The organism is Mangrovicoccus ximenensis, from assembly GCF_003056725.1.
In the GTDB taxonomy this organism is placed as follows: domain Bacteria; phylum Pseudomonadota; class Alphaproteobacteria; order Rhodobacterales; family Rhodobacteraceae; genus Mangrovicoccus; species Mangrovicoccus ximenensis.
Map to the genome: position 1 here is coordinate 984,850 of NZ_QBKZ01000001.1, position 12,669 is coordinate 997,518.

Consider the following 12,669-nt stretch of genomic DNA (forward strand, 5'->3'; position numbering starts at 1 on the left):
CCTCATAGTTTTGCCTTATAGGCTATTAGCCAGCCTGTCTTGGACATGGCAACCCGCCCGGCCGAAGCTCGGGCCGAACTGCAACCGGAGACCGCAAGATGACCGCCCCCCTGCCCAAATCGGACCCATATTGGTGGGAGGCCGCGCGGCCCGCGCCGCTGCCCGAGGCGCCGCTGCCGGAAACCGCCGACGTGGCGATCATCGGCGCCGGCTATGCCGGGCTGGGCGCGGCGATCCCCTCGATTTGCGCAACAAGGCCCATCTCCGGTCACCTCCGCCCGGCGCCACGCGCTCCAGCCCGCATCATGAAAGCGGCCCGCCCGCCCCGTTGGACGCTGCCGCGCATCCGCCGGCCGCAGGCGCCCTGCTCATGGGGGCCGGGCAACCTCCGCGCCATCGCCATGCACCGGCATCATGCCGGATCTGCACCCCAAGCGATTGCCGCGACGCAGCGCGCCGGCTATGGTAGCGCTATCAGTTGACGAGTTCTTCTGCGGTTCCTCCTCCTCCCTGAACTGCGGAATTCGGCGGCAGCCCGCTCCTCCTCCCCTGGGCTGCCGCCATCCTTCCCTTCCCCGGAATATCCTCCTGCCGGACGGCCGCCAGGCCGTGTCCGTCCCCCCGGGCCCCTCCTGCAATGCAGCGCGATGGCAGGGCCGGCGCGCTCGCCTTCGGCTATGCCCGCGGCATCAGGGCGCTGAAATCCCGCGTCCGGCCCGAGAACCGCGACCCCGAGCCCGTGCCGGATCCGGAACCCGATCCGCAGGCGCCGCTCTCCGATGCCGAGCTCGACCGCTACATGCGCCAGATCCTGCTGCGCGAGGTCGGCGGGCCGGGACAGATGAAGCTGAAGCGCGCCCGGGTGCTGGTGATCGGCGCGGGCGGTCTGGGCGCGCCGGTGCTGCAATACCTGGCCGCCGCGGGCGTCGGCACGATCGGGGTGGTCGACGACGACACGGTCGATGTCTCGAACCTGCACCGCCAGATCATCCACACCGCCGACCGCCTCGGCATGCCCAAGGTCTTCTCCGCGCAGATGGCGCTGAAGGAGATCAATCCGCATGTCCTGATCCGCCCCTATCACCGCCGCCTCGACGAGGACATCGCCGCCGAGCTGATCGCCGAGTACGATCTGGTGCTCGACGGCACCGACAATTTCGCGACCCGCTACCTCGTCAACCGCGCCTGCGCGGACACCGCGACGCCGCTGATCTCGGGCGCGATCACCCAGTGGGAAGGCCAGCTGAGCCTGTTCGACCCGGCGAGGGGCGGCCCGTGCTATCAATGCGTCTTCCCCGAGCCCCCCGCCCCCGGGCTGGTGCCGACCTGCGCCGAGGCCGGCGTGATCGGTCCGCTGCCGGGCGTCATCGGTTCGATGATGGCGGTCGAGGCGCTGAAGTTCCTCGCCGACGCAGGCCAGCCGCTCAGGGGCGAGATGGTGCTCTATGATGCGCTCTGGGGCGAAAACCGCAAGCTGCGGCTGAAACCGCGCGCCGATTGCCCGGCCTGCCAGGGCCGTGGCGCCTGAGCGCGGAAAATTCCGCGCGCCCTCTCGCCATTGGCAGGATCACGGCTTAGCTCTTGGGGAAAAGGAGTCCCGCAATGAGCAACGCGCTGACCGAAGACTGGACCACCGAGTTCGACCTGCCGCCTTTCGACCGCATCGAGGACGCCCAGTTCCGCCCGGCTTTCGACGAGGCGATGGCGCAGTCACGCGCGGCAATCGCGGCAATCGCGGAGAATGACGAGCCGCCCAGCTTCGCCAACACGATCGAGGCGCTGGAGCTGGCCGACCGGCTGCTGAACAAGGTGCTGGGCGTGTTCTACAACATGGCGGGCGCCGACTCGAATCCCGAGCGCGAGGCACTGATGCGCGAGTTCTCCCCGGCGCTGGCGGCCTATTCCTCCGAAGTCTCGATGAACCGGCGGCTCTTCGCGCGGGTCGATGCGCTCTGGCAGCAGCGCGAACGGCTCGACCTGACGCCGGAACAGGCGCGGCTGCTGATGCTGACCCGGCGGGGCTTCGTCCGTTCGGGCGCCGAGCTCGAAGGCGCCGACCGCGAGCGGCTGGCCGAGATCACCGCGCGGCTCGCCGTGCTCGGCACGCAATTCACCCAGAACCTGCTGGCCGACGAGCGCAGCTGGTTCATGCCCCTGTCCGAGGACGACCTCGAGGGCCTGCCGGACTTCGTCACCGCCTCGGCCCGGGCGGCCGGCGAGGAGAAGGAGCAGGACGGCCCCGTGGTGACGCTGTCGCGCTCGCTGATCACGCCCTTCCTGCAATTCAGCCCGCGCCGCGACCTGCGCGAAAAGGCGTTCCGCGCCTGGGTGGCGCGCGGCGAGAATGGCGGCGAGACCGACAACCGCGGCGTGGCGACCGAGATCCTGAAGCTGCGCGAGGAACGCGCGCGGCTCCTGGGCTATGACAGCTTCGCGGCCTTCAAGCTGGAAACCGAGATGGCCAAGACCCCGGCGGCGGTGCGCGACCTGCTGATGCAGGTCTGGGCGCCCGCCAAGGCCCAGGCCGAGGCCGATGCCGCGAAACTCGCGCAGATGATGCACGAGGACGGGGTGAACGGCGACCTGGAGCCCTGGGACTGGCACTACTATGCCGAGAAGCAGCGCGCGGCCGAACACGACCTAGACGAGGCGGCGCTGAAGCCCTACTTGCAGCTCGACCGGATGATCGAAGCGGCCTTCACCTGCGCCAACCGGCTGTTCGGGCTCGAATTCGCGCGTCTCGACGTGCCGCTCTACCATGCCGATTGCCGCGCCTGGGAAGTGACCCGCAACGGCCGCCACCTTGCCGTCTTCATCGGCGACTATTTCGCCCGCGGCTCGAAGCGGTCGGGCGCCTGGTGCTCGGCGATCCGCGACCAGCAGAAGCTGGCCGGCGACATCCGCCCGGTGGTGGTCAATGTCTGCAACTTCGCCAAGCCGCCTGCCGGGAAACCGGCGCTGCTGAGCTATGACGACGCGCGGACGCTGTTCCACGAATTCGGCCATGCCCTGCACCAGATGCTGTCGGACGTGACCTATTCCTCGGTCTCCGGCACCTCGGTGGCGCGCGATTTCGTCGAGTTGCCGAGCCAGCTCTACGAGCACTGGCTGGAGGTCCCGCAGGTGCTTCAGGAATTCGCCACCCATGCCGAGACCGGCGCGCCGATGCCGCAGGACATGCTGGACCGGCTGCTGGCGGCCAAGAATTTCGGCCAAGGCTTCGCCACGGTGGAATATGTCGCCTCGGCACTGGTCGATCTCGACTTCCATTCCGGCACGGCGCCCGAGAACATCATGGCGCGCCAGAAAGAGGTGCTCGACGGGCTCGGCCTGCCGCATGCGATCACCATGCGCCATGCCACGCCGCATTTCGCCCATGTCTTCTCGGGCGACGGCTATTCCAGCGGATACTACAGCTACATGTGGTCCGAGGTGATGGATGCGGACGCCTTCGAGGCCTTCCTCGAACAGGATGACGCCTTCCACAACGACACCGCCGCGAGCCTCGAGCGCAACATCCTCTCGGTCGGCGGCTCGGCCGATCCGGCGGAGCTCTACAGGGCGTTCCGCGGCCGGATGCCGGGCCCGGAGGCGCTGCTGAAGGGGCGCGGCCTCCTGCCCGACGCGGCCTGATCCTGCGGGGCGCCGGCCTGCCTCAGGGCAGGTGCGGCACCGCGTTGCGCAACAGCGTCCGCCAGCCGGCGTAATCGATGTTTGCCGGATCGGGATCGCGCAGCCACAGCTTCCGGAGGCGGCCCAGGAACAGGTTGCCCCCGGCATGTTCCACCGTGCCGACCTGGTCGGGCTGCTCGGCCGCGACCACGTGAAGGACCCGCCCCGGACCGCGGGAGGCAACCGCCGCCGCGATCTTGCGGATATGGGACCCGGCCAGGCCGGCGTTGTCCTTGTAGACGAACATGTGCCGCCCCGAGGCCAGCTGCCGCAGCAGCCGGTCGCGCATCGCCAGGATCTTGTCGCGCTCCTCGAGATGCAGCCTGCGCCGCTCGGCCTCGTCATGGACGAAGGCGCCCCCGGCGGACTGCATGGCGCTGTGGAAGCCGAGGCCGGTCGCCTGGTCGGTCACCATCTTTGGATTGCGCGGCTGGAGATTGGCGAAATCATAGATGCCCTCGAAGCCGCTGGCTATTCCGCGCAGAAGCGGCTCGGGCTGGACCAGCGCCCATCTCAGCAACCCGCCCTGACGCCAGCCGCAGTCATGCTGCACGAAGCCGAATTCGCAATTGAAGCCCAAACTCTCGAACTGGGAGGCCAGCTCCCGGTCGTCAACACATACACTTGTGCCCACAATCAAACACCCTGAGCGATATAAAAACACTTAAGAGGTTAACATGGGTCACGGGTGATTCCGCGCCCGATGGCGGAGGCGCGGCAAGATGGCGCAAAGTGCAAGTTTTCATGGAAAACCTATGGGAGCCGATTGCTATTTTCGGCCAGCTTGGCGGCGTTGGCGCATTTCCCGGGCATGAGGCGTTACGTCCCCTTGCCCCGGTGACGCCATGCCGCACTGACGATCCCGAGGATGCCGGGGGCGTTCAAGCGGGTCAAGACCGGGCGGCAAGCGTCCTCGCTCCGGGCGCGGCCGCGACGGATCCGGATATGGAGACCGGCGGTCCGGCGGCCGGGGTCTCTTGCCGCGATGCGTTTGCCGGAGGATTCCAGGCCGCGCCTCTCCGCCCCGATCCGGCTGCGGGCGCGGCGTCCGGTCCAGCGGTTCCAGAACGCCCGGCCATCGCGCCGACTGGCGCCGGAGCGGTTGACCGCGATCACCTCCATGCCGCGCTCCGCCAGAAGCCGGATCGCCGCGCCGCCGATGGCGCCCGAGCCGAGCACGACGGCGCGCTTGCCGCGGAGCGGCCGGACGAAATCCGGGGCCCAGTCATGGCGGCGCTGCTTTTCCTGGAAGGCGGGAATGCGGTAGTTCAGCAGCAGCACCGATGCCAGCACGAATTCCGCGCCCTTCTCGGCATGGACGCCCGAGGCGTTGGCGAGGATCAGGTCGGCAGGCAGCGTCGGCAGCAGGGTCTCGACCCCCGCCGAGATGATCTGAACCCATTTCAGCGCCGGCGCCCGGGCGCGCAGCGCGCCCAGATCGGTCTTGGTGTTGGTATAGAGGATCTCCGCATCGCCGATCTCTTCGGCCAGCTTCGCGAGGTCATGCGAGACGGCAACCTCGAGCCCGCCAGCCTCCTCCAGCCGTGCCAGGAGCGCGTCCTCGTCGAAGGTCAGCGTGCCGGGCGCGTTCAGCACATGCAGCCGGGTCATGCGCCGCTTCCCGGCCGGTAGGCGGTGGCTTCGGCCTCGATCAGCAGGCTCGCGGGCTGGAGCGCCACGATCAGGGTCGAGCGGCAGGGATACGGCTCGGAGAAATAGCTGCGGTAGATATCGTTAAGCTCGGCGAAATCCCCGGCGCGGGTCAGGAACACGGTGACCTTCATCACGTCCGACATCTCCATCCCGGCATTGGAAAGCAGCGCGCGAATGTTGGCGAAGGCCCGGTGCGCCTGTTCGGCGAAGCCCGGCCCAACGATTTGGGCTGTGTCCGGATCGATGCCGACCTGGCCCGAAGTCATGACCCAGTCGCCGCGGCGGAGCGCGGGTGTCAGGGGCGCCGGGCCAAGCGGCCGCGACTCCGGCGGGTGGCCGGGATAGTTGACGATCTGCACGTGTGTCTCCTGAATGTATACGATCATACAATATGGCAATCCATCCGGGCTACAACCACGAAATTCAGGAGAATGTGCAGGGCCGGAAGGCGCGGCGGTCGGCACGCCGCGGCGCGAAACGTCACTTTGCCCGGCTTCGGGTGCCGGGGATCGCCACCGGCATTTTCGGCAGGCGCGTAGGGGAAAAGGGCAGGGGGACCGGCTTGCCGCCTGCCGGGAGCCTGCGGCAATTCCCGCGGAAGGCTCCTGCCAAGGAGGTGCCGATCACAGCGGCCCCGTCACGGTGCCCGTTGCTCCGGAGGAGCTCTCTGCGCATCGCCCGCTGCCCCGGAGGTCGCGGTGTTCCGGCACCGCGCTCGGAGTGCCGCGCGGGCGACCTGAACATGCTGGCTCTCAGGCGGACACCCTTGCAGCATCGGGAACAGGCGCCGCTGCATCCAGTGCGCCACGCTCGCCTGCGCGCTCGGGCTATGCCGCCGATGCAGTCCCAGTCTGGGCAGCGCGGAAAAACGCTGCCGGGCGGGGCAGAAGGCGATCCGGCGCTGGACTGCCGAATTCGGGGACAGAACACGCAGCGATCCGCGCCAAAAGTGCCGTCCCGGCGGCGAAGGTCGCGGGCAGCTCCTTCAGGCTCCGGCGTGCCGTTGATCATCATGGCGCCGTGCTCCGCGATCACCTCCAGCCAAGGCGGAGCAAGCGGGCCGCGCAACAGGGTCCGGGGGGATGCAGGAGCGGGCGGATCGTCACCGGCACGCTCTGCGCCTGCGGCGCCATGCCAAGGGGGGGCGGATTCATCGGCATGGCCAAGCCGCCCCTGATGCTCTTCGCGACAGGGCCTGGCAGTTGCCGAACGCGGGGCGGCTGGCGCGTCTGCCCCGCCGGGAAACCTGCTGCCCCGCCGGGCAGAGACATGTGATATCCGCGTCCGGCTCGGCGGCAGCCAGGTCTTGCGTGGCGACGGGCAGGGCGGCCTGCAATGCCGGCCCGAACGGCTCGGGAAAGCGCACGGCACCGCATGGCCCCTTGGGCGATCTTTCCCGTGGCGGAGCACCCGCCAAGAGATTGCAGGCAGGCCGTCTTGGCGGATGCCACGGTGCGCGGCGTGCCGGGGCGGGCTGGCACGGCCATCTTCGCCTTTGCCCTGGCCAGGATCGCCGGGAGGGGAGCGCGACGGGCAGGCCGCCGGACAGACGGAGACCGTGTCCTGCGCGTTTGCCGCGATCGGGTCCAGCGGGACCGGGCCCCCGACAGTGCTGCCGGACATGCCCGGCTGCCCGATCCGCCGCAGGGGCTGATCCTCGGCTATGCCGCCTTCGATGAAGACCTGCTGGCACGCGCGGCGGAAGAGCTGGCCGCCCTCCTCGTCCGCGCGGCCGGCTAGCGGGTCACTCGGCGGCGAGGACCGGCGCGGCGCCCTCCACGTATTCTTCCTCGCCATTGTCGTGGAAGACCTGCAGCAGGCGCTTGCGCATGATCATGCCGGGCCGGTCGGTGACCATGTGCAGCTCGGTGCGCATCTTCAGGTCGAGCACCACCTCGGGATCGGTGCATTCCAGCATGTCCTTGTCCTCGCGCACGATCGCCTCGTCCCAGGCGACCAGATCGGCGGCGGGGCAGTCCTCCTCGGTGTCGTTGCGGAACAGGATCTGCGTCAGCTGCATGTTGCCGTCGTCGATCGGCGTCGCGCAGTTGAAGATGATGTGGCGCAGCCCCGACGGATACTCGATGTCGAGCCGCCGGTAGAACGGCACGTACCACTTGTTGACCATGTTGCGCATGGTCTTGCCCGCGGGCTCGCCGGTGATCTTCTGCGCGTGGGCCGGGTTGACGACCTCCTGGCGCACCGAGGCGGTGAAGCCCTCCGCGGTTTCCTCGATCTTGTACTGCTCGGGCACCGGATCGTTGATGTCGCCGAAGGTGTTGCGGTGGACGAAGGCGATATGGGCGGCGTCGAAGGAGTTCTCCATCAGCCGGAAGGGCGAGGTCTTCCAGTGTTCGTAGAACTGCGGAATGCGGCGGAAGCCGGCATCCACGTCCTCGGGCACGTCGGGGATGTCCGCGATCGGGTCGTCGAGCGCGACCCAGACCTGGCCGTAGCGTTCCTGCGCGTGGAAGCCGCGGGTGCGGGCATTCGGCACCGCCTGGCGCTCGGGGAATTGCGGGACCATCACCAGCTTGCCGGTGCGGTCATATTCCCAGCCGTGATAGCCGCAGACGATATTGCCGTCCTTGCACCACCCCGTGGACAGCTTCGCCGTCCGGTGGCAGCAGCGGTCTTCGAGCGCGGCCGGCTTCCCCTCGCCGTCGAGGAAGAGCACGATCTTCTCGCCCAGAAGCGTGAAGGGCTTCGGTCCGTCGGCGAGATGCTCCATCGGCATGATCGCGTACCAGAAGCGGCGCAGGGTTTTCTGTTTGGTGTTCAGCATGGTCTCAGCCTTGGGTGCCGCTGGCGTCTAGGAACTCCAGCGTGTAGGAGGTGGTTTCGTCGAAATCCCCGGCCAGCAGGCCTTGCGATTTCAGCATGTCGGCATGAGCCTTCCAGGCCTCGGGACTCATCTGGCCGATCTCGGACGGATCGGCTTCGTAGAGCAGGTGCTCGCTGACCATCTTCTCCAGCGCGAAGCGCATCTGCCCCTCGGTCTGGTTCGGGTCGCGGGCGGAGATGCTGGCCATCGCCGGGGCGGGGTCTTCGATGAAGTCCTGCCAGCCCTTGACCGAGGCGCTGACCAGGCATTGCACGGCCTCGGGCTGCGCTTCGATCAGCGTGTCGGGCACCACCACGAGCCCGCCGAGCGAGACATAGCCCATGTCGGCGATCAGGAAGTAGCGCGCGGCCTCGCCGGTCTGCTGTTCGTAGCGGTAGGGTTCGGAGGAAACATAGCCCTGCTGGATCGCGTCCGGGTTCGACATCCAGACCGCGATCTGGCCGTTATAGGCGCGCAGGTCGTCATCCGAGAGGCCGTATTTCGCCTTCATGAACGGCCAGATCGTCACCCGGTTCGACTGCGACAGCAGCATCGGGTGCCCCGCCATGTCCTCGGGCGTCTCGATGCCCTCGCCCTCGTGATACATCAGGATCTGCGGGATCTTCTTGAAGGAGGACATCACCGCCTTGGCGCCGAAGCCCGCCTCGTTGAGCCGCATCACCCCGTCATTCTGCGAGACCAGCGCGATATCGACCGCGCCGGTGGTCAGGAGCTGCGCGGTGTCCATGCCGGGGCCGCCGTCGCGGATCGTCAGGTCGACGCCGCAGTCTTCGTAATAGCCGCGGGCGAGCGCCTGGTGATAGCCGCCATGTTCGGCCTGGGCCTTCCAGCTCATCTGGAAGGTCAGCGGAACAAGGTCCTGCGCGATGGCCGGGGCGGCGCCGAGCACCGCTGCGGCGGCGAGGGTCGAAAGCTGGGTGAGGAAGCTCAAAGCCTTGCCTTTCTCCTGTTGGAAACCGGGTTTTCTGATTGGGGGCAGCGGCCCGTCCGCAGGCGCGGCGGGTGGGCGGTCTCCGGCATCTCCGGGTGCTTTGGCGGACCGGCCGAGCCCCGCCATCGGCGGGCCAGCATGGCCGGTGCGCTACCTGTCCGGGAGGTCCGGGGCGCTGTCATCTTGCCCCATGGACCGAGACTGGCACGAAGGGCCGGGACGGAAAACCATCATTTTTGCCGCCATGGATTGCCTTTCCGGCAACGCTGCCGCGCGGAGGAACCGGCCGGGCCGATGGCGGGTCACGACTGGCCGCCCGGCCGCGGCGCCGGACCTGCGCCCCAAGTCATCAACGGCACAGGACGTTCAGCATGGCCGAAGCCTCAGGCGGCGAAAGCCCCGTCACGGTCATCGGCGCCATCGTGGCCAACCTTGCCATCGCGGTTGCCAAGTTCGCGGCCGCGCTCGTCACCGGCAGCTCCTCGATGCTGGCCGAGGCGATGCATTCGGTGGTCGATACCGGCAATGAGGGCCTGCTGCTCTTCGGCCTGCGCCGCAGCCGCAGGCCCGCCGATGAAAAGCACCCGTTCGGCCACGGGCAGGAGCTGTATTTCTGGTCGCTGGTCGCTGGTCGCTGGTCGTTGCGATGGCGCTCTTCGCGCTCGGCGGCGGGCTCTCGTTCTACGAAGGCGTCGCGCATTTGCGCCATCCCGAGCCGATCGAGCAGCCGGTCTGGAACTATGCCGTGCTCGCCGTCGCCTTTCTGGCCGAAGGAGCGTCGTGGTTCATTGCGCTGAAGGCGTTGCGCAAGGCCAGGAAGGATGGCGAGAGCTACTTCCGCGCCTTCCGCCGCAGCAAGGACCCGTCGGTCTACATCGTGCTGGCCGAGGACTCCGCGGCGCTGGTCGGCATCGTCGCGGCGGCGGCGGGCGTCTGGCTGTCGGTGACCTTCGACAAGCCGTATTTCGACGGGCTCGCCTCGATGGTGATCGGCGCCGTGCTGATCGCGGTGGCGGCGATGCTGGTGCACGAGACCCGGTCTCTGATCATGGGCGAGGCGGCCGATCCCGAGGTCGTGGCCTCGGTGCGCAGGATCGCGATGGAGGAAGAGGCCGTCGCCGGGGCCGCGCATCTCTTGGCCATGCATCTGGCCCCGGACCAGGTTCTGCTGACCCGGGAGCTGCGCGTCCGGCCCGGCGTGCCCGCGGAGCGGATTTTCTCGACCGTCGGGCGGGTCGAGGCGCGCATCCGGGCGGCGCATCCGCAGATCGGGCGCATCTTCGTCGAAGCCGAAGCCTTCCGGCGGGGCGATCCGCAGGCGCTTCCGCAAACCGCCGGGTAGATACGTGAAAGCCCCCGGGAGTTCCGGGGGCTTTCAATTTGCGGCGGTGCCGGGGTCAGGTCGCGACCGGCTCCGGCGCAGTGGTCTGCCGCGAGGTGGCGATGCCGAAGACCATCATGGCCAGTGCGCAGATCACCGCCGGGATGGCGAAGAGCAGGAAGTTCTGCTGCAGCGGGTATTGCTGCGCCAGCAGCAGCCCGCCGAAGGTCGGCCCGACGATGGCGCCGATCCGGCCCACGCCCGAGGCCCAGCCGAGCCCGGTGGAGCGCACCGACAGCGGATAGAGCTGCGCGACGGAGGCATAGAGCAGGATCTGCGTGCCGATTGTGGTGGCGCCCGCAACGAAGACCAGCGCGAAGAGCACGAGGTCGGGCGGGGTCGAGCCGATCAGCGCGATGGACGCTGCCGCGGCGATGAAGAAGCCGACCACGACCTTCGGCAGCCCGAACCGGTCGCCCAGCCGTCCGCCGAGGATCGCCCCGGCCATGCCGCCGAAATTCAGCCCGAAGAGGTTGAGGAGGCTCGCACGCTCGGCATAGCCCGCTTCCTGCAGCACCTTGGGCAGCCACGAGGACAGCAGGTAGACCAGCAGCAGGCAGCAGAAGAATGCGCTCCACAGCATCAGCGTCGGCAGCAGGCGGCGGTTGCGGAACAGTTCCGCCATCGAGGTCGAGCCGCCCTTGGCCTCGCGATAGCTCAGCTCGTCGGCGGCGCGCAGCTCGAGCGCGGGATCGACTTTGGCGAGGATGGCGCGGGCCTTGTCCTGATGGCCTTCGCGGATCAGGAAGCCGAGGGACTCGGGCAGTTTCCACAGGATCACCGGCAGCAGCATGAGCGGCAGGACGGCGACGAAGAACATCGGCTGCCAGCCATGGGCCGGGATCACCCAGATGCCGAGGATCGCAGCCACCATGCCGCCGACCGAATAGCCCGAGAACATCAGCGCCACCATGGTGGAGCGCAGCCGCTTCGGCGCGTATTCGTTCATCAGCGCCACGGCATTCGGCATCAGCCCGCCGCAGCCAAGCCCGGCGATGAAGCGGAAGACCTTGAACTGGGCCGGGGTCTCGGCAAAGCCGGTCAGCAGCGTCGAGACGGTGAACAAGAGGAAGCTGATCGCGATGCCCTTCTTGCGGCCGATCCGGTCGGCGAGCGGGCCGAGGATCAGCGCGCCGAACATCATGCCGAAGAGCGCCCAGGCCTGCAGCGCGCCGGCTTGCGGTTTCGTCAGCCCCCATTCCTGGATCAGCCGCGGCAGCACCGTGCCCGCGACGAAGACGTCATAGCCGTCCACGATCAGCAGGAGCGCGCAGAGCGCCACCACGGACCATTGGAACCGGCCGAAGGGTATCTTGTCGATGTGATCCGTCACGTCGATCTTGCGCATGGGGTCTCCTCCCTGATGTGTCGTTCGCGCGTGGAGAAATCTGAGGGGCAGGCCGCCTCCCGCGGCCTGCGGCGGGGCGTCAGCCCGTGTCGCCCCGGCGGGGCGCTAGCCGGTGTCGCCGCCCGCAGCGCAGGAGACGCGCGGCACCTCAGCGCCCCCGAGGCGGACCGCCGGAGGTCCGCCGAGCCATGATGGCCCCAGAGCGGAACAGCCCCGGCGGAACAATGCGGAGGGACAGCCCGACCATACGCCACACGCACCGCTTCGGCACGTGCCACGGGAGCGCCGCGCCGGAGGTGCCGCGTTCGCCGACATGCCTGCTGAGAAACGCCGGTTCCGGGGCCCGGGGGCGAACAGGCGGCCGGTTCCGTGCGGTCCGCACGAAAGGTTGCAACCGAGGCCAGACAATTGCGCCCCCCCCCCCCGGTTGGCTGTGTCCGGCGCCGCCTTGCCGAGACCGGGACCGTATGCCCCCGGTGCGCCCCCGGGAGCTGCGACGCAACCCTGCTTTTGCTCAAGCATTTGTTCCACGGCCTTTGTTCCGGCGGCACTGGGCGCAACACAATGCAGATGCGAAGGAAAAGAACGGACCTTGAGATGGCGGCCGGGGACGTGTCCAAGCAGGAGTTGGCGACACCATGGCCGCAGTTGGGCCTCGGGCCTGCGCCGCCCCGACGGACATGCGCCGCTTCCGGCTCGTGACAGGGCCTGCGTCTCCTTCCCGCGGACAGCCCCGATGCGCCGAGCAGCTGGATCGACGCGCCTTCCCGGACTGCGACCGACATCCGGCGGCGCCCGGCGGCGCGGGCTGGGCAACCGCTCGGGCGCGGCCAGCACGA

At 68.5% G+C, this 12,669-nt stretch carries 10 protein-coding genes and 3 pseudogenes; 6 read left to right on the forward strand and 7 right to left on the reverse strand.

Features of this window, described 5'->3' with window-relative positions; all coding sequences use genetic code 11:
- The first annotated feature begins 98 nt into the window (after nucleotides 1-98).
- From C7T91_RS31390 to C7T91_RS05410, 3 genes are all read left to right on the forward strand, one after another.
- The gene (locus tag C7T91_RS31390; protein WP_145962784.1) at nucleotides 99-482 is read left to right on the forward strand and encodes a hypothetical protein; all 384 of its coding nucleotides are present in this window, start codon (nucleotides 99-101) and stop codon (nucleotides 480-482) included.
- Between the two features lie 155 nt (nucleotides 483-637).
- Nucleotides 638-1,528: a HesA/MoeB/ThiF family protein gene (locus C7T91_RS05405; RefSeq protein WP_108258293.1), complete on the forward strand. Its 891-nt coding sequence runs from the start codon at nucleotides 638-640 to the stop codon at nucleotides 1,526-1,528.
- A 74-nt stretch (nucleotides 1,529-1,602) separates the two neighbouring features.
- The gene (locus C7T91_RS05410) at nucleotides 1,603-3,633 is read left to right on the forward strand and encodes a M3 family metallopeptidase (protein ID WP_108258294.1); all 2,031 of its coding nucleotides are present in this window, start codon (nucleotides 1,603-1,605) and stop codon (nucleotides 3,631-3,633) included.
- Between the two features lie 22 nt (nucleotides 3,634-3,655).
- Here C7T91_RS05410 and C7T91_RS05415 read toward each other — a convergent pair whose 3' ends face one another.
- The 4 genes and pseudogenes from C7T91_RS05415 to C7T91_RS05425 form a co-directional block, all read right to left on the reverse strand.
- A complete protein-coding gene (locus C7T91_RS05415) occupies nucleotides 3,656-4,306 on the reverse strand; it encodes a hypothetical protein (RefSeq protein ID WP_145962785.1) in 651 nt (216 codons plus the stop codon).
- Nucleotides 4,307-4,608: 302 nt separating this feature from the next.
- A pseudogene (locus C7T91_RS34800) lies at nucleotides 4,609-4,764 on the reverse strand (IS5/IS1182 family transposase); the annotation flags it as partial.
- Between the two features lie 6 nt (nucleotides 4,765-4,770).
- A pseudogene (locus C7T91_RS34805) lies at nucleotides 4,771-5,283 on the reverse strand (NAD(P)-dependent oxidoreductase); the annotation flags it as partial.
- Complete coding sequence (locus C7T91_RS05425) at nucleotides 5,280-5,684, reverse strand: RidA family protein (protein ID WP_161555749.1); 405 nt, start codon at nucleotides 5,682-5,684, stop codon at nucleotides 5,280-5,282. The gene C7T91_RS05425 and the pseudogene C7T91_RS34805, both read right to left, overlap by 4 nt.
- 1,078 nt (nucleotides 5,685-6,762) lie before the next feature.
- Between C7T91_RS05425 and C7T91_RS05430 the strand changes: the two genes are divergently transcribed.
- Nucleotides 6,763-7,065 carry a hypothetical protein gene (locus tag C7T91_RS05430; protein ID WP_108258298.1) on the forward strand — a complete coding sequence of 101 codons (303 nt, stop codon included), beginning with the start codon at nucleotides 6,763-6,765 and terminating at the stop codon, nucleotides 7,063-7,065.
- A gap of 4 nt (nucleotides 7,066-7,069) precedes the next feature.
- Here the strand turns inward: C7T91_RS05430 and C7T91_RS05435 are convergent, their stop codons facing one another.
- Nucleotides 7,070-8,110 (reverse strand): aromatic ring-hydroxylating dioxygenase subunit alpha, encoded by a 1,041-nt coding sequence (locus C7T91_RS05435; protein WP_108258299.1) that lies wholly within the window; start codon nucleotides 8,108-8,110, stop codon nucleotides 7,070-7,072.
- Between the two features lie 4 nt (nucleotides 8,111-8,114).
- The gene (locus C7T91_RS05440; protein ID WP_161555750.1) at nucleotides 8,115-9,101 is read right to left on the reverse strand and encodes an ABC transporter substrate-binding protein; all 987 of its coding nucleotides are present in this window, start codon (nucleotides 9,099-9,101) and stop codon (nucleotides 8,115-8,117) included.
- Between the two features lie 371 nt (nucleotides 9,102-9,472).
- Here C7T91_RS05440 and C7T91_RS39095 point away from each other — a divergent pair.
- Both C7T91_RS39095 and C7T91_RS05445 read left to right on the forward strand, forming a co-directional pair.
- Nucleotides 9,473-9,655: pseudogene (locus tag C7T91_RS39095) on the forward strand (cation transporter); the annotation flags it as partial.
- A gap of 80 nt (nucleotides 9,656-9,735) precedes the next feature.
- Nucleotides 9,736-10,443 carry a cation diffusion facilitator family transporter gene (locus tag C7T91_RS05445; protein WP_269100178.1) on the forward strand — a complete coding sequence of 236 codons (708 nt, stop codon included), beginning with the start codon at nucleotides 9,736-9,738 and terminating at the stop codon, nucleotides 10,441-10,443.
- A 55-nt stretch (nucleotides 10,444-10,498) separates the two neighbouring features.
- On the opposite strand, the gene C7T91_RS05450 is transcribed toward C7T91_RS05445, so the two are convergent.
- Nucleotides 10,499-11,830: an MFS transporter gene (locus C7T91_RS05450; protein ID WP_108258301.1), complete on the reverse strand. Its 1,332-nt coding sequence runs from the start codon at nucleotides 11,828-11,830 to the stop codon at nucleotides 10,499-10,501.
- Nucleotides 11,831-12,669: the final 839 nt, after the last annotated feature.